Raw genomic sequence first — 17588 nt, forward strand, 5'->3', positions numbered from 1 at the left:
GTTTCGACGAAGCGCCAGACGCGATCTGCGCCGCCATCCCCATGTGACCTTCCCCAAGGTTCACAAGGATGACCGCTATGTTGAAATATCCGATCCGGATGGTGTTGGTCAGCGCCGCAATTCTCGCGTCGGCGATGTCAGCGAATGCGCAGGATGCCGCGCGCTCCAATGCAATCCATGAATGCGCAGTGATGGCTCAGCGCTATCCGCAGACCACATTCAGCGCGCTTGAATATGAGCTGTATCGCGCCTGCATGGCGCAGCGCGGACAGGTCGAGTGACTAGCGTCTTGCGCGGCTGAGAAAGACGTAAAACGCCAGCGCGGCCGCGCCGGACAGAACGACCATCGCGACCGCAAGCGGCATGGCCGTGCTTGCGGTCGCGACGATGTGGCTCATCGCCTGCGCCGCGACGGCGCCGGTCGCCATCTGGACGAACCCGGTGATGCCCGATGCGGTACCGGCGGCCTTCGGGCGCACGCTCACGGCGCCAGCCACGCAATTGGGCAGGAAGATGCCGTTGCCGAGCGAAATGGCAAGCTGTGGCACGAACACGGTCCATGGTCCGCCATCCGGAAACGCCGCGACTGTAGCGACGGTGGCGACGGAGCCGATCACGAGCAGTACGAGGCCGATCGCGATCAGCCGGTCGACGCCGTAGCGCTGCGAACTGCGTGACGTGATGAAATTGCCCAGCATGAAGCCGACCGAGGTCGCGATGAACCACACCCCGAATTCGGCGGAGGTTCGCGCCATGATGCTGACGACGACATGCGGACCACCGCCCAGAAACGCGAAAAAAGTCGCGGTGCCGATCGCGGCGACCAGCATATAGCCAAGGAAGCGGCGGTCGGAGAGCAGTTCGCGGCTTTCACTGACGATGTAACGGACGCCGCCGCCGGTGATGTGGTCGGGCCGCGTTTCCGGCAGTGCGAGGAACACCCAGGCCAACACCAGTGCGGCCATCGCGCCCGTCAGAGCGAACGTATATTCCCACCCGAAATGCGTATCGAGGATGCCGCCGATCAATGGTGCGGCCATCGGCGCCAGCACCATCACCGTGGTGACAAGACCGATCATCGCAGCGGCGCGGTCGCGCGTGTAGAGATCGCGGATGATCGCCCGCCCGATGACGAGTCCGGAGGAAGCGCCGAGCGCCTGCAGACTGCGGAAGAGGATCAGCATGCCGATCGATGTCGAAAACATCGCGGCGGTGCTGGCGGCTGCGGTGATGAACAGTCCAGCGAGAAGCACCGGCTTGCGCCCGAACCGGTCCGACAGCGGCCCAAGGACGAGCTGCGACACCGCGAGACCGAACAGGTAGAGAGACAGCGTCAGTTGCACCGTCTCGACCTTGGTGTCGAACAGCACGGCGAGGCCGGGCGTTGCCGGGACCAGAATGTTGAGCGAGACCGGGCCGATGGCGCTCATCACCATCAGCAGCACGATCAGACCGGGCCGAGCCGGGCGCTGATCCGCCGGAACTTCGGCTTTGGGCGTTTGCGCGTCCAAGGGGGGAACTCAGGGTTTCGGAAGCGGGCTGGTCGCAGCCGCGAGCCAGTTCGCCGTGTCATTATCAACAAGCGGGCCGATCGTCTCTGCAACCCGTGCATGGTAGCCATCGACCCACGCTGTCTCCTCCGCCGTCATCTGGCTGACGTCGATCAGCCGGGCGTCGATCGGCGCCAGCGTAATGGTCTCGAATGCGTTCATCTGCTTTTCGGCGCCTGGGATCGGGGGCGCTTCCACCACGAGGACCAGATTTTCGATCCGGATGCCGAACGCGCCTTCCTTGTAATAGCCGGGTTCGTTGGACAGGATCATGCCGCGCTTGAGCGGCACCGCACCGAGCTTCGAAATGCGCGCCGGCCCTTCATGCACCGACAGATAGCTGCCGACGCCATGACCGGTGCCGTGATCGAAATCGACGCCGGCCTGCCAGAGAAATTGCCGGGCGAGCGTATCGAGCTGCGCGCCTGAGATCCCGTCGGGAAACACCGCGCGGGCGATGGCGATATGGCCGCGCAGCACCTGGGTGAAGCGTGTCCGCATCTCCTCGGTCGGGGTGCCGACGGCGATGGTGCGGGTAATGTCGGTGGTGCCGTCCTCGTATTGACCGCCGGAATCGATGAGGAAGAGGTCGCCGGGTGCGATCCGCCGGTTGGTGCGCTCGGTCACGCGGTAATGCACGATCGCGCCATTGGGGCCGGCGCCGGATATGCTCGGAAACGAGATGTCCTTGAGGAGCCCGCTGGCGCGGCGGAAGTCTTCCAGCGCCTCCACCACAGCGATTTCGGTGAGATGTCCACGCGGTGCTTCGCGATCGAACCAGGCGAGAAAGCGCGCCATTGCGGCGCCGTCGCGCGCCTGCGCCGCGCGGGCGCCGGCAATCTCGGTTGCATTCTTCACCGCCTTCAGCGCGGTGATCGGGTCGGTCGCGCGCACGACCTTGCCGCCCGCGGCTTCGACAAGCTTCGTCAAGGCGTGAGCCGCGGTCGCCTGATCGAGCAATATGGTCGCTTTCGCTTTTCCGAGCGCCTCCAGATCCGCGAGCAGCGCGTCCGGTTCGCGAATTTCGGCAAGAGCGGAGAGCTGCGCGCGAACCGCATTCGACAGCTTGCGTCCGTCTGCATAGAGGGTCGGACGGCCTTCCTTCGGCACGACAGCGAAGGCAAGGGGCAGCGGCGTATGTGCCACATCCGAACCGCGGATGTTGAAAGCCCAGGCGACGTTATGTGGATCCGATATCACAAGCGAGTCCGCACGCTGCTTGGCGATTTCGGTTGCGATGCGCTGCAGCTTGTCCTCCGACGTCTCGCCGGCGAAACGCTGATCGTGCAGCACGATCGGCCCAAGCGGCGGCGCCGGACGTTCGTCCCAGATCGCATCCACCGGGTTGGCGCTGACCGGCACGAGCCGGGCACCGACCTTTGCGCAGGCCTTTTCCAGCTTCTCCGCGCTATCCGCTGTATGCAGCCATGGGTCGTAGCCAAGCGTCAGGCCGCTCGCCAGATTTTGCTCGATCCAGGCGGTAGGCGCAGTCTCGGCGCTGTTGACCAAGGTGAAGACCGCCGGGTCGGTCTGCTCGCGTGCCTGCAGCGTGTAGCGCCCGTCAGTAAACAGGACGGCCCGGTCCGGCAGGACGATCAGGAAGCCCGCCGAGCCGGTGAAGCCCGTCAGGAAGGCCAGGCGCTCCTCGGCGGGCGGCACGTATTCGTTTTGGTGACGGTCGGCGCGGGGCAGCAGGAATCCGTCTAGTCCGCGGCGCTTCAATTCAGTGCGGAGCGCAGCAATTCGCGGCGGAGCGGCGGCCGGGTCGGCAGCCTCGTCGAATGTCTGAAATCTGGTTGTGGCCATCACGGAACCTTATCGCGCACGTCCGAGAGAGCGATACCCGAGTTTGTCGCCGTGCGCGCGCCTGACATGAGGAGGCGGCCGGGCCACCGTGTTTGTGCAGTGCGATAAATCGCCACAGTCATGTCGCTCATCAGACCCGGTGAAACTGAGCATAAGTTGCTGGAATATGAAGGGATTATGCGCAATTGGCAGACCGGTCATGAATTATGTGCGCTGCAAAAATTCGGGGACGGCATTATGTTGCAGTGCAGAAAGTCTGGAAGCCCATTTCGGTGTCCATTGACTTCAAAGGAGAGACACCATGACTGCCATCACCGTTGGAACCTCCACCTCCCTGCCGGCTCGGAGCCGTGTCGAGAAGCCGGGTTTGCTCCATCGGCTTTGGGCCGCCTTCGTGGAAAGCCGGATGCGCCAGGCCGAGCGCGAGATTGCGATGCACCGGCATCTGCTTCCCGGCCGGCTTGAGGCTGTTGGCGAGCGGCTTTCGCCGCGCACCGAAAAGGATCTGCCGTTCAACCGCTGAGCGGCGAGACGATTTCGGCTCCGGGGCACGTGCAGATCGGCGCCTGATGCGCCTATTTACGCGCGGCCCCGGCGCATCACCAGCGTCACCCATCCATCCAGCGTCACTTTCGACTGCAGCACCAGCCCCTGGCGGCGGTAGGCGGCAATCACGCCCGGAGCTTGAGCCGCCAAGAGCCCCGACAGGATCAATCGGCCGCGGCGCGCGAGCAGGCGGGTGAGCGGTGCCGACATCCTGCGCAGCGGCGCCTCCAGAATATTGGCGAAGATCAGATCGTAGCGCCGCCTGCATATGACCGTGGCGTCGACGCCGGCCGCGGTCACCATCTCGACCAGGGATCCGACCCCATTCAGCCGCGCATTCTCGCGCGCAACCGCAACTGCCAGCGGATCAATGTCGCTGCCCAGGACGTGAACCCGCATCAGCTTTGCAGCCGCAAAGGCGAGAACGCCGGTGCCCGTGCCGACGTCGAGCACGTGCCACCGTCGCGTTGATCCCGCCGCTTTGCGCAGCGTCTCGAGAGCAAGCAGACAACCTCGTGTCGTTCCATGGTGGCCTGTTCCGAAGGCCAGGGCAGCCTCAATCTCGATCCCGATCTCGTTGCTTCGGATTTGCGCGCGGTCATGCGCACCATGCACGACGATGCGGCCGGCGCGGACCGGCTTCAATCCCTCAAGGCTGGCCGCGACCCAATCCCGCGTGCCGATGGTCGAAAAGGTGATATCGCCCGCCGCACCGGCGGTGTCCGTCACGACGCTCGTGATCAGCGAACGCGCCGCGGCATCATGGTAGGCGACTTCCACCACCCACGACGCGCCGCTTTCGAACAGCGAGATCGCGCTGGTTTCGGGATCGAGGGAGTCCGCCAGAGCATCCGCAATCCGGTGTGCTGCAGCACGATCGGTGGAAATTCGCGCGATCAATGTTTCGGAATGAGCGGCAGTCGCGGTCATGCGATCGACGAATCCCCAGACTTCACAGGCAGGAACCCACAGGCCAGGAGGGGTGGGCGATCCTCTGCCGTCGGGCTTTCGGCAAAGGGTGTTGCACCCCACATCCTGCGGGGCAAGGCCCGCCCGGTTCGAAAGCACTGGATGACCGGCGCAAACCACCTACATCCCGTCAATCGCGCATGCGCGTCACCGGAACAGGCCATGTCCAAACCGATCGTCGTGTCCATCCCTCATTCTCTCGGCAAGGAGGAGGCGTTGCGCCGGCTGAAACCCGGTCTGACCGGCGCTGCGAAGGCCGTGCCCGTGCTGACGGTCGATGAGGAAATCTGGTCGGGCGATCGGCTGACCTTCCGGGTGCGTGCGCTCGGACAATCAGCTGCTGGCACGGTCGACGTCGCGGACGATCACGTGCGGCTCGAGGTGACCTTGCCCTGGCTGTTGCAGAAATTCGCGGAAGTCGCGCAGGCGGCCATTCGCGCGCGCGGCAAGTTGCTGCTGGAAAAGAAATAGCGACATGACCGATCAGGATACGTCGGCCTTGGCCGACCTCGCGCTTGCGCGCCGCTCCGGCTTGCCTTCGGATCTCACATTGTTGCTCGCGCGCTATCCGCGCGATGTCTGGACGGGGCACGCCAATCTTGGACAGATGGCGAGCTTCTGGCTGTCGCGGCACGCGATGTTTCGCGAACTGGGCACGATGCTCGTAGAGGCCGGCGACCGTTTTCGCGACGGCGCCATCGACGCGCAGCAATACGCTGCGTTCTTCGCGCCGCGACTGCAATTTCTGCTGCAGCAGTTGCATGTCCATCATCACATCGAGGACGACCATTACTTTCCGATCTTCCGTAAGGCGGACGCGCGGCTGGTTCGCGGATTCGACATGCTTGAACAGGACCACGACGCCCTGCATGCCTCCATCGAAGCGTCGATCGGGGCTGCAAACAATTTCCTGCAGGCCTTGCGCATGTCGTCGGATGACCTGCGCAAGGTGGCAGATGTTTCGATCGAGCAAGGCATCGTCCTCATAGGCGGGCTCAATCGTCATCTGGATGACGAGGAGGATCTGATCGTCCCGTTGATCCTGGACCGGGGCGAGGACGCGCTCGGCGTCGGGCATTGATCCGGCTGTTGCTGGTGCCCACATGGTGTCCGTCGGACCGGGATATCGATGACACCGCAGACCGAATTTTTTGCGCTTCTGAACCGCTTCGAGGAGCGCATCCCGTTTTGGATCGCGCGCCGATTTCGAGCGCTGCGCGAACCGGGGGCGCGATTTTGGCGCGTGCCGACCGCAAGCCTTCTGGTCGTGGGCGGAATTTTTGGTTTTCTGCCTATTCTCGGCTTCTGGATGTTGCCGCTGGGCCTTGTACTTCTTGCCGTGGATCTTCCGCGCCTGCAGCCGCCGCTTGCACGACTGCTGTCATGGATCGAGCGCAAATGGCCCGCATCGCCCCGATAGCCGCCCGCGCGTGACGCAGATGAGCCATGCACCGTCCGGTTGGGACTCAGGTTCCGGGATTGATCCTGATCAAATTCGCTGCTGAGGCGCACGACTAGCTTTGAGGTGATCGCCGGTCACGGCGGTTTCCCGTGGCGGAGGACCGGGTCACGTCGGGTCGCTCCGCATGCGCAACTTGGCCCGGCCTCGTGCCGGGCCTCTTTCATTCACGTCCAGCGCGACAAATCCTCTTCTGACGGCAGACGGCCGTCAGGCGTGAGCTGGTTGATGACATCCGGCAGGGCTTCGCTCAGACCTTGCAGTAATTCTTTGCGGTCGAGGCCCACCTGATCGGCGAGCTGATTGATCACGTCGGGGCCGAAAGCCCGTTCGATCTCGCTCGGCGTCACCGGTGCGTTCTCACCCTGAGCCACCCAGGAGCGCGCGGTGTCACCGGCGCCGGACTGATCGAATTGCCTGAGCAGATCGCCGAGCACTCCGCCGCCCGCGCCGCCTGCCAGCAACGCGCCCAATCCGCCGGCACCTGCCCCTTGCAGCAGCGCGCTGAGCGGATCGCCCTGCGAACCGGCGAATCGTGAACCCGGAAAGCCACCGCCGCGCCCGCCGCGAAGAATGTCTCCGAGAATATCTTCGAGGCCTCCGCCGCCTTGGCCACCGCGCGGGAAGCCACCGCCGGGACCGCCGCGCGGCTCGCCGCCAGGAAAACCGCCACGTCCGCCACGCAGGATTTCACCGAGGATGTCGCCCAGTCCGCCCCCGCCCGGGGCCATTCCGCCATCATCCATGTCATCCATGGACCGACCGCGGCCGCCGCCCTGCGACGGCGGCGGCATGCGGCGCGTCGATTCGATCAGCGGTCCGAAGTCGCTGTCGTCGGGCGAGCCAGTGCGAGGTTGCGGTATCTGCAGCGGATCGCCCTGCGGCAATTGTTCCGGCGCATCCTCTCGCGAACGGCGTTGTCCCGGTGCGGGCACCGGCACCGGCTGCTGTTGCGCCGTGCCGCCTGCGCGATTCTGATACCAGCGCCACAGCATATAGGCGAGCAACGCCATGCCGATCTTCGTCATGTTGCCGCTGCCGCCGCGCGAGCCGCCACGCGCGGCTCCACCGCCGCCCAGCAAAATATCCAGGATATTCATCGCGTCTCTCCTGACTGCGGCGAAAGCCTAACGATCATGTTCAACAGACGCAGCGCGCGTCAGTCGTAATAATAGCGCGGCTGATAGTAGGACGGATTGCCGTAATAGGGCTGCGGCTGCGGGCGGTAATAGGTTTGACCCTGATAGGGCTGCCAGCGATAGCCGTCGTAATAATACTGCGCCTGGGGCTGCTGGTAGCCGTACTGCTGTTGGCCATACGGCGCGCCATAGGCAGCGCGGGGTGCCGCGTAGCGCTGGCGTGCGCGCGGCTCGTCCTCAGCCGGCGGCGTATAGGTCGGAGGCAGTCCGGTCCCGCGTTCGGCACGTGCGCCGCCCCCTTGCGTGAGTTGCTTGTTGGCGCGGGCAATCGCAATGCGCTCATCTCCGGCGATGGTGACCTTGGTTTTCAGAACGCCTTCTTGCTTGACGAGATCGAACAGCACCTTCGCGTTTTCCGGCGCCAGCCGCACGCAGCCGCCGGACGCCGGACGCCCGAGTTTGCGGGTTTCGAACGAACCATGGATCGCATGACCGCGCTTGGTAAAGAAGATCGAATGCGGCATTGGCGCGTCGTCGAATTCGCGCGAATAATGATCCTTCTCCATGCGGAAGGCCTGGTAGCTGCCGGCCGGCGTGAACCGTCCGGGCCGCCCGGTGGAAACGGGCCAGGTGTGCAGGACCTTCCCGTCGCGCTCGACGGTGAGCGTTTGCGCGGTCTTGTCGACCGTGATGTTGATATCCGCCAGCGCGGGCGCGACGCTGCCGACGCTGAATGCAACGACGAACAAGATGCGGGTACGCATGGAATTACCTCGGACGAGATGCCGATCTTAAGGAACTGGACGGCTGAGTTAAGTCACGATTGCTGGCGTGATTAAGGAGCAAGACTAACCAGCTCTGACGTGAAACGTTGCATTTTCACACAAATACCGTTTCGCGCTGACCCATCCACGCGCAAATGCCCACGCAGCAATGCGCAGGATTTCCGGGCGCGGTGTCAGGCGCCGTCGCCGTTCCCGTCTCCGCGCGGAAATGATCACGACTTCGTCACCTCTCGCCCGGAACCGTTGATGCAATGCAGCATTGGCTCGGAGGTGCCCGGCTCCGACCCGACGGCACCTTCAACCAGAAACGAGAGGATACCGTGATGAGACGTATGATCTCTTTCGTCGCACCCGCTGCGCTGCTGCTCGCGCTGTCGATCGCGCCGGCTGCCGCTCAGGTGCCGCCGCCTGGAAACGTGAACCCAGGGTCCATGCGCTCGGGCGCGGAAGAAACGGGCGCACCGAACCAGCCGCGCAGCTTCTCCTACGGCAGCGGCTATTATGGTTACGGCTATGCTCCTTCCTATGGAGTCGTCATCGGCGATCCGGGCTATAGTGCCTATGCGGCGCAGCCGGGTGTCACTTACGGTCCGTTCGAAGCACCGAATTACGGCTCGTACGGAACGGGAGGTTTCGGCGGACCGAATGCGATCGGAGCCGACGACTGATTTCTTCGGCTCTACAAAGAACCCCGGCGAAAGCCGGGGTTTTTTTGTTGCTCGGGTCATGAACTTGGCTGCTGATCGATCAGACAAAAGCAAGAGCAGGGAGTGATAGCCATGACTTTACGACAATTGATCATCACCGTTGTGTTTGCGGCTGCCTGGTCCGCGTTCATGGTCTGGTGGAGCGCCGATACGAGCGCCTCAAACATCCTCATTCTGTCGGCGATCGGCATCGTTGTTGCCGGGACGTTTGCATGGACGATGAAGCGCTTTGGATATTGGGCGGCCTGACGCGGCGCGCCTGCATGGACAGACCGCGCAGGCCATGTGATCCTTGCGCATGATCACGAGGGGCGGGGAAATGCCATTCAACGCGCGCCAGACTTTCATGATCGCGATTTTCGCGATCTTCTGGACCGCTTTCATGCTGTGGTGGAACGGCGATTATGGCGTCGCGCGCACCGCAATCATGCTCGCCATCGGGGTGATTGTTGCGCTGGTCTGGGGCTTCTGGATGAAGCGATACGGCGCCTGGAAGGATCAGGCGTAAGCGCAAACAGCACGCCGCGCGGCAGCGCCCGCGATTCACCTGCGACCTAGCCTATATGAGCCGCTTGGTCTTTCGGACCGCTCATCGCCGCCCGCATATCGAACCGGCCGTTGCGCGTTGCCGCTTAGGCCGCTTGGCCCGGCTTGGTGAGCCGCACCGCCAGTAGCCAGCTGACCGGCAACAGAACACACAGCGTGCCGAAAAACCCAAGCACGCTCAGCAAGTCGTGGATGTTCGGAAAGTTGTCGAGGACGATACCGACTGCGGCTGCTGCGGCGGCCGACACCAACGCCATCGCCACAAACGCCAGAAGCAGTGTCATGCCCTGCATGGCAACCTCCCGGATGTGCCTCGCAGCTTAACGCGGCGCAGGTGAGGTGGTTCCGGAGCAAAGGAGGCGTGCCGGGACGGACGCGCAACGGCAGGGAGCGGCGAAAACCCGCTGCAGCTCGCTTATTTCCGCGGAGCAATCCGGAAGGATGTGACCAGCCGCTGTGGATCCGGCTTTACAGATTGCAATCTTTAATTGTATAGTGCCAATCATACAACCATAGTCATCCGATGAGGAGTCGGCCATGGTCTTTCAAAGGGTAGTGCTGGGACTGACCGCTTTATTCACGTTGGCTTCGGGGGCAAATGCCAACACAGCTTGTGAAAATCATTCAAATCGAATGCAGGCAGGCGCGCTCTACGCGCTCCTGTGCAATGGCAATTGCCTGGCTCGTGTGGAGCGGGTCGATATCGGCAAACATGCGCTCAGACAAAACGATGCCTTGGTTCATTTGTCGCGGGGGCGACGCTATCAGTTTTTATACAAGCCACAGAATCCAGTTGCTTCCAACAGTCTGGTTGTCGTTCAGGTTAAACGACTAGAGACTTCATCGGGATCGGAGAAACCGGTGCCGGTCGAGTTGCGAAGAGATGCCGTACGATTTGCGTGCGTAGGGCGCAATCGCAGTGCTTCCGTGGAAGCGTGGCCTCCGGAGGGCGTATCGGGCCACGCCGCCCCGAAAATCGGATACACAAGCTACGATCGCTTCCATCGTTATGGATTCACGAACGCGGATGACATGACCTTGCTTCGCAAGTTTCACGTCCGCTATTTCAACGGACAATCTTGCGTCTCAACCCTCGATCCTGTCCGGCGTACCCAGTTTCTGTTTCATGATCACATGAATTACCCATCGAGGCCTTTCGCATTTGCCGCACGGCTGGGACTCTACGTGAACGAAGCGAACGCCCAGCAGCTGGATGCGATAAAGCGCTATGAAAGATTGCGAGTCATCCTCACGAACTACCAGCAAGCCGCCAGTTCGCAAGGGTGCTTCGAATTTTCTGTGAGAACAGGCCCCGCGACAGCCGGGATAGACTTGGGTCTCCGCGATTTGGAGAGGGCAAGTCGTGTTCCGACCTTCGATACGACAGCTCGCTGGTCGTTCGATGTCAAATGAAGAACCGAAACCCGTCATTCCGGGCGCAGGCAACAATAACTGGGCCAATGAGGTCGGATGGGCGCTGAACCGTTTGCAGGTGATATTTCGTTATTGGACCATGCCGCCGGACGCTCTTTCGCTCAGGGGCATGTCGCCAGAGGAAGGTGTCAGTGCTCGTGCGCTGGCTCTGATCGTGATCGTTGCATTGACGTTCGCGATTCGTGGGGAGGCCGATTCTACGACCAACGGGGCGATGCTCACGTTGCTTGCGGGCGGACTTGCGGCCGCCATTTCAGTTGTGATGAATCAAGTGTCGTCGGTTTTGGGCCCCACAAACCGGGATCATCTTCTGATCTCGACTTACGCGTCGACCATCCTGGTGATGCTCATCGTACTGGTCTGCCAGACGTTTCTCATTGATTTGAACTGGTATCAGGACTTTGAAGATCTGGTAGGCGCGATCCTTGGTGATAAGCGCTTCGTGGCGGCGCCCGCCATTCTGGGCGTGGTGGTTACGTATGTTGTGCTTCTGGTAAAGGCCAGGTTCTGGGACGGCAACGAACTCGACCTTCAATCGGTCTTATGGGCGTTCGCCATTGTGGCCAGTTCGGGAGTGCTTGTTTTCTTTGTCGCGTTCGTCAGGAATGATGTCTTCCGCTGGCTAATCAGTCAGTTGCGTCCAGCCTAGGATCTGAATTGCGTGAGCGCGCCGCTACACCCGCTCCACGAAACTATCCACCACGCGTTTCTCGCCGGCCTTGTCGAACTGGATAGTCAGCTTGTTGCCATCCACGGCCACCACATTGCCGTTGCCGAACTTGATGTGAAACACGCGGTCGCCGCTTCTGAATGGCGACGATACGCCGGTGGATTTGGCGACGAGTTCGCCTTCGATGGTGAGCGGCTCGCGGCGCGGCGCGAAGCGGCCCTTCGAGGTGCCGGTGCCGCGCGAGGAATGGGAGCCGGGGCGGGCGCTGTCGCCCCCCTCCCGACCGGCAAAGCCGGCCGACCTCCCCCTTTCAGGAGGAGGTGAAGACGAGTATGCGCCGCGGCTGTCGTCGTCATCGTCCGAGAAGCGTCCTCCAGACTCGTATTCCGAGCCTTCGTCGCCGAAGCCGCCGAATTCATCGTCGTCGCGCTTGCGCTTCTGTGCGCGCTGCCAGCCTGGCGTCGCATAGCTCGAGGCGGCCGGCGTGAAATTGTCGAAGCGCGAAGGTCCATATCCCCCGCCCATGCCGCGGCCGCCGCCAAAAGCGGCGCCCAGACCACCGTAACCGGCCATGCCGCCGAAGCCGCCCTTTGCTTCCGTTACTTCGACATGGTCTTCCGGCAATTCGTCCAGAAAGCGCGACGGGATGGTCGAATTCCACAAGCCCTTCATGCGGCGGTTGGTGGCAAAATAGATTTTCGCGCGCTTGCGCGCGCGCGTGATCGCGACATGCGCCAGCCGGCGCTCTTCCTCGAGACCGGCGCGGCCGCTTTCATCCAGCGAGCGCTGATGCGGAAACAGGCCTTCCTCCCAGCCGGGCAGGAACACCGTGTCGAATTCCAGCCCTTTGGCGGAATGCACGGTCATGATGCTGACGGCGTCTTCGATGCCTTCGGCGTCGCGGTCCATAACGAGCGCAATGTGCTCAAGGAAGCCGTTGAGGTTCTCGAAATCCTGCATGGAGCGCACAAGCTCCTTGAGGTTTTCGAGCCGGCCAGCGGCATCCGCTGAGCGATCCTTCTGCCACATCTCGGTGTAGCCGCTTTCGTCCAGCACGATTTCGGCAAGCTCGGTATGCGGCAGGTGTTCCGCCTGTGTGCGCCAGCGATCGAACGCGGTCATGAGATCGCGCAAGGAGGCGCGGGGCTTGGGCTTCAGCTCGTCTGTTTCGACGATGGCGCGCGCGGCCTCGGTGAGCGGCACACGGCTCACGCGCGCGAAATCGTGCAGCTGCTTCACCGTTGCGTCGCCAAGGCCGCGGCGGGGAACATTGACGATGCGCTCGAAGGCAAGATCGTCGGCCGGCTGATTGATAACGCGCAGATAGGCGAGTGCATCGCGGATTTCGGCGCGCTCATAGAAGCGCGGGCCGCCGATCACGCGATAGGGCAGGCCGAGCGTGACGAAGCGATCTTCGAATTCGCGCATCTGAAACGACGCACGCACAAGGATCGCGATCTCATCCAGCTTGTGTTTCTTGCGCTGAAGCTGCTCGATCTCCTCGCCAATGGCGCGCGCTTCCTCCTCGGAATCCCAGGCGCCGGTGACGGTGACCTTCTCGCCAAGGACGTCCTCGGTGCGCAGCGTCTTGCCGAGCCGGCCCTCGTTATGCGCGATGAGATGCGAGGCCGCGGCGAGGATATGGCCGGTCGAGCGGTAATTGCGTTCGAGGCGGATCACGGTCGCGCCTGGAAAATCCTTCTCGAAGCGCAGGATGTTGTCGACCTCGGCGCCGCGCCAGCCATAGATCGACTGGTCGTCATCGCCGACGCAGCAGATGTTGCGAATTTCTCTCGCTGCGCTCTTTGCGTCGCCATCACCGGGCCGGCGCACCGCGGGAGCGTCGTGACCCGATGATCCATCGCCATGCGAAACGATGGATTGCCGGGTCAAGCCCGGCAATGACTGGTGAGAGGACGAAGACCGCGGCTGCCCCAGCAGCCGAAGCCACAGATATTGCGCGACGTTGGTGTCCTGATACTCGTCGACCAGAATGTAGCGGAAGCGGCGCTGATAATCGGCGAGCACGTCCGGGTGGTGACGGAACAGCCGCAGCTGCTCGAGCAACAGATCACCGAAGTCGCAGGCATTGAGCGTCTTCAGGCGCTCCTGATAGGCAGCATAAAGTTCCTTGCCCTTGCCGTTCGCGAAGACCATCGCTTCGCCCGCCGGAACCTGATCCGGCGTCAGCCCGCGATTTTTCCAGCCGTCGAGGATCCCGGCGAAGATGCGTGCCGGCCATCTTTTTTCGTCGACATTCGCCACGTCCAGGAGCTGCTTGATCAGACGGATCTGGTCGTCGACGTCGAGGATCGTGAAGTTGGACTTCAGCCCGACCAGCTCGGCATGACGCCGCAAAATCTTGACGCCGATCGCGTGGAAAGTGCCAAGCCACGGCATTCCTTCGACAATCTGCCCGACCATGTCGCCGATCCGCAGCTTCATCTCGCGCGCGGCCTTGTTGGTGAAGGTCACCGCGAGGATCTGCGAGGGATGGGCGCGTCCGAGCCGCAGGATATGGGCGATCCGCGTTGTAAGTACTCGCGTTTTCCCGGTTCCGGCGCCGGCCAAAACCAGCACCGGGCCGTCGAGGGTCTCGACCGCGAGCCGCTGCTCCGGATTGAGGGCGTTGAGGTAATCGGGCAGGGGGCCACCCTGCATCGCCTGCATCGCGCGCGCGGCAATGCCGGATTTCTGGCCCGGTTTTTCTGGACTTTTTGCGTGCTCAGCCATGCGAATCTCAAGGCCCAACATGGCACCTGAGAGGGCAAAACGGGAGGGGTCCGCCGTCCCTTTGTGGACGGCGACCGCGGATGGTCTGCCTCCAGCCGGCGATGTTCGGCCTCCGACCCCGTGATGCTCGGCAGAGCGTCTGCGATGGTCTGCGATCGTCTGCCGTCCTTTATTGCGGCTTGTATTCCTTGCGCGGCTCGTTGGCGATCTTCACCAGATCCTCGGCCGCCTTGCGGTCCTCCTTCAGGAACTTCGCGAACTCCGCCGGGCTGGTCGGCGCCGGGACCACCAGCTGCTTCTCCAGGAACTCGCCGAATTTCGGATCGCCGAACACCGACACGAAGGCCGCATTGACCTTGTCGACGATAGCCTGCGGCGTGCCCTTGGGCGCGGCGAGGCCCCACCAGCCTTGCCCGGGATAATTCAGCCCGGCTTCCTTGAGCGTCGGCACGTCAGGGAATTGCTTGGAGCGCTGATCGGCGGCGATCGCCAGCATTCGCACCTTGCCGGCCTCCATCGCGCCGCGGAAATTCCCGACGCCGAAACGCGTCATCTGCACCTCGTTGGCAGAAAGCGCCTGCGCGGCCGGTCCGCCGCCCTTGTAGGGCACGCCGACGATCTTCGTGTTCCATTGATTGTTGAGCCAGACGCGGAACAGGTCCGGGAACGAGGCATTGCCGAGCGTCGCGAAATTCAGCCCGTCCGGCTTTCCTTGTGCGAGCGTGCGCAATTCGGCCACCGTCTTCGCCGGCAGCTCTGCGTTCACGAACAACCCTTCGGTGAGGAAGAACAGCCGCGTGACCGGCACGAGTTCGTCGGCATTGTAGGGCAGCTTGTCGAACTGCACCGGGTTGTACGACATCGTGGAGTGATAGATGACGCACAGCGTGTAGCCATCACCGGCCGATTGTGCACAGGCCTGACCGCCGAGAATGCCGGCGGCGCCGCCGCGGTTCTCGATGACGAAAGGCTGTCCGAGCTTCGGCTCGATCTCCTTCGCCGCCGCGCGGACGATCACGTCGGTGACGCTGCCCGGCGCGATCGACACGATCAGCCGGATCGGCTTGTCGGGGTAGGTTTGTGCGTGCGTGGGCGAGACTGAAAGTGCAGCGGCAATGAAAGCGCCGGCGCACAGGCGCGCAATGCGGATCATGGCTTTATCTCCCTGGACGATTTTTCTTTTTGTCGGCGATGGTGCTTGCGCAAGATAGCGGCACAGCTTTCGCCGCTTCAAGCCGCGCAAACCGCAATGCGGTACAGCGGCGCAAATAAAGCTCTGTCGCGGCACCGAAATCCCGCGCGCAAGGCAAGTGGCGCGCTATGCCATCGGCCTTCATTGAAGGCCTGCTCCCCGCATATGCGGGGAGCCTGAACGTTTCGAGCGCGTGCGAACTACAGCCGCTTCGCGAATGCATCCTGGATGAAGTCGTCGAGCATCCGGTAGGTCTGATGCGCGGCGCCGGGATGAAACTTCGCAAAGCCCGGCATGTCGGTCTCTTCCTCCGAGAAGGAATGCAGACGGCCACCGAAATCGAGCATCTGCCAGTTGGCTTCAGCCGCATCGAGTTCGGCTTCCAGCGCGTCGCGATCGGCCTTCGGCGCAACCGGGTCCTTGCTGCCATGCAGGACGAAGATCGCGGCTTTGATGTCGCCCTTCTTCGCCGGCATCGTGGTGGCGAGATCGCCGTGCAGGCACACAACTGCGTCGAGATCCGCACCGCTGCGTGCAAGCTCCAGCACATTGCCACCGCCGAAACAGAAGCCGACCGCTGCCTTCTTCGATGAGTCGCCGATACCGCGCTTCTCGGCCTCTGCAATCAATGTCTGCAGTGCCGCATTGACGCGCTTGCGACCTTCCACGCGGTCGGCGCGCACCGCCATCATGAGGTCCTGCGATTCCGGCGGGCCCTCCGCGGTCTTGCCCTCGCCATACATGCAGGCAACGAACGCGATGTATTTGTCGCCGGCCATCTTCTCGGCGCGCTTGATGATGGTGTCGGTGACGCCAAGCCAGTTCGGCATCACCAGGAGCAGCGGCCGCTTGGTTGTGATCTTGTCATTCCAAACCAGCGCCCCGTGCCCGACCACGTTTCCGGCCTGATATTTTATTCTCTCGACTGCCACGCCTTCCTCCAACCATCAGTTACTGCGGGATGACTTCGCCGATCATCCCGGCATCGAACAATGTGACATACAATCGCCCGTTCGACATCGTCGAGATGCAGCGCGCTCCGGCATTCGGCACAGGGATCGGATATTCGCCGACCATGGTGCCGTCGGGGCGCATGCGGCCAATCTTGTTCGCGGCGTTGGCGGTGAACCACAGATCGCCATCGGGCCCGACGCACACGCCGCGCAGGGACGAATTGGGCGTCGTGACCTTGTGTTCGGTGATGCGGCCCTCGCGATCGATGCGGCCCAGCGCATTGGTCGAGGTCTGCACGAACCAGATCGAGCCGTCCGGATGCGTCGCCATGGCGCGTGGCTGGCTGTCGTGACTTGGGATCGGGAATTCTGTGACGACGCCATCCAGGGTGATGCGGCCGACGCGGTTGCCTGCGGCTTCCGAAAACCACATGGCGCCATCCCGCTCGGCGATGGACAGCGGCTTCGCGCCTGGCGAGATGCCGGCTGAAAATTCGGTGACGCGGCCATCCGGTGTGATGCGGCCGATCTGGTTTGCATCGGTTTCAGAAAACCAGACATTGCCGTCGGGACCGACCAGGGTTCCGTCGGGACCCGCATTCGGTGTCGGCAGGTCGAACAGGGTGATGTCGCCGCGCAGGGTGATGCGGCCGACCTTGTTCGCCTTCTTGGCGCAGAACCACATGTTGCCGTCGCCGCCGACCGTGATGCCGATCGGCATGGCATTCGCGACCGGAAGGTCGAACTCCCTGAACGAGGCGTCGGCCGGATCGAAACGTCCGATCTTGGAGGCGCCGCTTTCGCAGAACCACAGCGCGCCATCCGGCCCTTCCATGCAGATATAGGGCTCCGACTTCGGCGAGGGGATGCGATGCGCGCGGATGACCGGCGGCTGCTCGCTGCGCGGGCGATCGGCGGGACGGAGCGGCGAGGCCGGCGCTGACATTGATCCTCCGGGTGCCGTTCTTCGGCACGGCTTTTCTTGGGTGCCGGGAACCTATCGGGGGGCCCGCACGAGTCAAGGAGACTGGTCGCGTGTCTCACGATGCGGTCGGCCCGAAGCAGCACGAGGCTTTGCGGGGCGGGCGAGGGTCGCACA

20 protein-coding genes are annotated in these 17588 nt (G+C 62.9%); 10 read left to right on the plus strand and 10 right to left on the minus strand.

Features of this window, described 5'->3' with window-relative positions:
• Positions 1-68 precede the first annotated feature (68 nt).
• Entirely contained in the window at positions 69-281 is a 213-nt protein-coding gene (locus VN004_RS02055; protein WP_325606537.1) for a hypothetical protein, read from the plus strand.
• On the opposite strand, the gene VN004_RS02060 is transcribed toward VN004_RS02055, so the two are convergent.
• Complete coding sequence (locus VN004_RS02060) at positions 282-1511, minus strand: multidrug effflux MFS transporter (RefSeq protein ID WP_325606539.1); 1230 nt, start codon at positions 1509-1511, stop codon at positions 282-284.
• A 9-nt stretch (positions 1512-1520) separates the two neighbouring features.
• Positions 1521-3356 carry an aminopeptidase P family protein gene (locus VN004_RS02065; protein ID WP_325606541.1) on the minus strand — a complete coding sequence of 612 codons (1836 nt, stop codon included), beginning with the start codon at positions 3354-3356 and terminating at the stop codon, positions 1521-1523.
• Positions 3357-3657: 301 nt separating this feature from the next.
• Between VN004_RS02065 and VN004_RS02070 the strand changes: the two genes are divergently transcribed.
• Positions 3658-3879, plus strand: coding sequence for a hypothetical protein (locus tag VN004_RS02070; RefSeq protein WP_325606543.1), 222 nt, complete (start codon positions 3658-3660; stop codon positions 3877-3879).
• A gap of 56 nt (positions 3880-3935) precedes the next feature.
• Here VN004_RS02070 and VN004_RS02075 read toward each other — a convergent pair whose 3' ends face one another.
• Positions 3936-4832: a 50S ribosomal protein L11 methyltransferase gene (locus tag VN004_RS02075; RefSeq protein ID WP_325606544.1), complete on the minus strand. Its 897-nt coding sequence runs from the start codon at positions 4830-4832 to the stop codon at positions 3936-3938.
• A 201-nt stretch (positions 4833-5033) separates the two neighbouring features.
• Between VN004_RS02075 and VN004_RS02080 the strand changes: the two genes are divergently transcribed.
• Genes VN004_RS02080 through VN004_RS02090 form a run of 3 tightly spaced genes read left to right on the plus strand, consistent with a single transcriptional unit; the run spans position 5034 to position 6291 of the window.
• Entirely contained in the window at positions 5034-5342 is a 309-nt protein-coding gene (locus VN004_RS02080) for a polyhydroxyalkanoic acid system family protein (RefSeq protein ID WP_325606547.1), read from the plus strand.
• Positions 5343-5346: 4 nt separating this feature from the next.
• Positions 5347-5952, plus strand: coding sequence for a hemerythrin domain-containing protein (locus VN004_RS02085; protein ID WP_325606549.1), 606 nt, complete (start codon positions 5347-5349; stop codon positions 5950-5952).
• A 48-nt stretch (positions 5953-6000) separates the two neighbouring features.
• On the plus strand, positions 6001-6291 hold the full coding sequence (locus VN004_RS02090) for a hypothetical protein (RefSeq protein ID WP_325606551.1): 291 nt from the start codon (positions 6001-6003) through the stop codon (positions 6289-6291).
• 206 nt (positions 6292-6497) lie between these two features.
• On the opposite strand, the gene VN004_RS02095 is transcribed toward VN004_RS02090, so the two are convergent.
• Both VN004_RS02095 and VN004_RS02100 read right to left on the minus strand, forming a co-directional pair.
• Complete coding sequence (locus VN004_RS02095) at positions 6498-7430, minus strand: YidB family protein (protein ID WP_325606553.1); 933 nt, start codon at positions 7428-7430, stop codon at positions 6498-6500.
• 59 nt (positions 7431-7489) lie between these two features.
• Positions 7490-8233, minus strand: coding sequence for a L,D-transpeptidase (locus VN004_RS02100; protein ID WP_325606554.1), 744 nt, complete (start codon positions 8231-8233; stop codon positions 7490-7492).
• A 344-nt stretch (positions 8234-8577) separates the two neighbouring features.
• On the opposite strand from VN004_RS02100, the gene VN004_RS02105 reads away from it, so the two are divergent.
• The 3 genes from VN004_RS02105 to VN004_RS02115 all read left to right on the plus strand — a co-directional run bounded on the left by VN004_RS02105 (position 8578) and on the right by VN004_RS02115 (position 9469).
• Complete coding sequence (locus VN004_RS02105; RefSeq protein WP_325606555.1) at positions 8578-8922, plus strand: hypothetical protein; 345 nt, start codon at positions 8578-8580, stop codon at positions 8920-8922.
• Positions 8923-9033: 111 nt separating this feature from the next.
• Positions 9034-9210, plus strand: a complete 177-nt coding sequence (locus VN004_RS02110) for a hypothetical protein (RefSeq protein WP_325606557.1) — start codon at positions 9034-9036, stop codon at positions 9208-9210.
• 97 nt (positions 9211-9307) lie between these two features.
• A complete protein-coding gene (locus tag VN004_RS02115; protein ID WP_325606558.1) occupies positions 9308-9469 on the plus strand; it encodes a hypothetical protein in 162 nt (53 codons plus the stop codon).
• 124 nt (positions 9470-9593) lie between these two features.
• Here the strand turns inward: VN004_RS02115 and VN004_RS02120 are convergent, their stop codons facing one another.
• Positions 9594-9800: a hypothetical protein gene (locus tag VN004_RS02120; RefSeq protein WP_325606560.1), complete on the minus strand. Its 207-nt coding sequence runs from the start codon at positions 9798-9800 to the stop codon at positions 9594-9596.
• A 244-nt stretch (positions 9801-10044) separates the two neighbouring features.
• On the opposite strand from VN004_RS02120, the gene VN004_RS02125 reads away from it, so the two are divergent.
• Positions 10045-10920, plus strand: a complete 876-nt coding sequence (locus VN004_RS02125) for a hypothetical protein (RefSeq protein WP_325606561.1) — start codon at positions 10045-10047, stop codon at positions 10918-10920.
• The gene (locus tag VN004_RS02130) at positions 10910-11590 is read left to right on the plus strand and encodes a hypothetical protein (RefSeq protein WP_325606562.1); all 681 of its coding nucleotides are present in this window, start codon (positions 10910-10912) and stop codon (positions 11588-11590) included. The genes VN004_RS02125 and VN004_RS02130 overlap by 11 nt, the downstream gene beginning before the upstream one ends.
• Before the next feature lie 24 nt (positions 11591-11614).
• Here the strand turns inward: VN004_RS02130 and VN004_RS02135 are convergent, their stop codons facing one another.
• The 4 genes from VN004_RS02135 to VN004_RS02150 all read right to left on the minus strand — a co-directional run bounded on the left by VN004_RS02135 (position 11615) and on the right by VN004_RS02150 (position 17435).
• On the minus strand, positions 11615-14344 hold the full coding sequence (locus VN004_RS02135; protein WP_325606564.1) for an ATP-dependent helicase: 2730 nt from the start codon (positions 14342-14344) through the stop codon (positions 11615-11617).
• Positions 14345-14513: 169 nt separating this feature from the next.
• Positions 14514-15497 carry a tripartite tricarboxylate transporter substrate binding protein gene (locus VN004_RS02140; RefSeq protein ID WP_325606565.1) on the minus strand — a complete coding sequence of 328 codons (984 nt, stop codon included), beginning with the start codon at positions 15495-15497 and terminating at the stop codon, positions 14514-14516.
• A 239-nt stretch (positions 15498-15736) separates the two neighbouring features.
• A complete protein-coding gene (locus VN004_RS02145) occupies positions 15737-16468 on the minus strand; it encodes a dienelactone hydrolase family protein (RefSeq protein ID WP_325606566.1) in 732 nt (243 codons plus the stop codon).
• Positions 16469-16487: 19 nt separating this feature from the next.
• Complete coding sequence (locus tag VN004_RS02150) at positions 16488-17435, minus strand: virginiamycin B lyase family protein (protein WP_325606567.1); 948 nt, start codon at positions 17433-17435, stop codon at positions 16488-16490.
• Between the last annotated feature and the right edge of the window lie 153 nt (positions 17436-17588).

This window comes from Pseudorhodoplanes sp. (assembly GCF_035565855.1).
Classification (GTDB): Bacteria; Pseudomonadota; Alphaproteobacteria; order Rhizobiales; family Xanthobacteraceae; genus Pseudorhodoplanes.

Bases quoted from the DNA above. Each gene is read 5' to 3' on its own strand.
- VN004_RS02100 (WP_325606554.1), bottom strand. From the start codon at position 8,233: ATGCGTACCCGCATCTTGTTCGTCGTTGCATTCAGCGTCGGCAGCGTC.
- VN004_RS02130 (WP_325606562.1), top strand. From the start codon at position 10,910: ATGTCAAATGAAGAACCGAAACCCGTCATTCCGGGCGCAGGCAACAAT.
- VN004_RS02150 (WP_325606567.1), bottom strand. From the start codon at position 17,435: ATGTCAGCGCCGGCCTCGCCGCTCCGTCCCGCCGATCGCCCGCGCAGC.
- VN004_RS02125 (WP_325606561.1), top strand. From the start codon at position 10,045: ATGGTCTTTCAAAGGGTAGTGCTGGGACTGACCGCTTTATTCACGTTG.
- VN004_RS02115 (WP_325606558.1), top strand. From the start codon at position 9,308: ATGATCGCGATTTTCGCGATCTTCTGGACCGCTTTCATGCTGTGGTGG.
- VN004_RS02055 (WP_325606537.1), top strand. From the start codon at position 69: ATGACCGCTATGTTGAAATATCCGATCCGGATGGTGTTGGTCAGCGCC.
- VN004_RS02120 (WP_325606560.1), bottom strand. From the start codon at position 9,800: ATGCAGGGCATGACACTGCTTCTGGCGTTTGTGGCGATGGCGTTGGTG.
- VN004_RS02070 (WP_325606543.1), top strand. From the start codon at position 3,658: ATGACTGCCATCACCGTTGGAACCTCCACCTCCCTGCCGGCTCGGAGC.
- VN004_RS02090 (WP_325606551.1), top strand. From the start codon at position 6,001: ATGACACCGCAGACCGAATTTTTTGCGCTTCTGAACCGCTTCGAGGAG.
- VN004_RS02085 (WP_325606549.1), top strand. From the start codon at position 5,347: ATGACCGATCAGGATACGTCGGCCTTGGCCGACCTCGCGCTTGCGCGC.
- VN004_RS02110 (WP_325606557.1), top strand. From the start codon at position 9,034: ATGACTTTACGACAATTGATCATCACCGTTGTGTTTGCGGCTGCCTGG.
- VN004_RS02095 (WP_325606553.1), bottom strand. From the start codon at position 7,430: ATGAATATCCTGGATATTTTGCTGGGCGGCGGTGGAGCCGCGCGTGGC.
- VN004_RS02105 (WP_325606555.1), top strand. From the start codon at position 8,578: ATGAGACGTATGATCTCTTTCGTCGCACCCGCTGCGCTGCTGCTCGCG.
- VN004_RS02140 (WP_325606565.1), bottom strand. From the start codon at position 15,497: ATGATCCGCATTGCGCGCCTGTGCGCCGGCGCTTTCATTGCCGCTGCA.
- VN004_RS02080 (WP_325606547.1), top strand. From the start codon at position 5,034: ATGTCCAAACCGATCGTCGTGTCCATCCCTCATTCTCTCGGCAAGGAG.
- VN004_RS02075 (WP_325606544.1), bottom strand. From the start codon at position 4,832: ATGACCGCGACTGCCGCTCATTCCGAAACATTGATCGCGCGAATTTCC.
- VN004_RS02065 (WP_325606541.1), bottom strand. From the start codon at position 3,356: ATGGCCACAACCAGATTTCAGACATTCGACGAGGCTGCCGACCCGGCC.
- VN004_RS02135 (WP_325606564.1), bottom strand. From the start codon at position 14,344: ATGGCTGAGCACGCAAAAAGTCCAGAAAAACCGGGCCAGAAATCCGGC.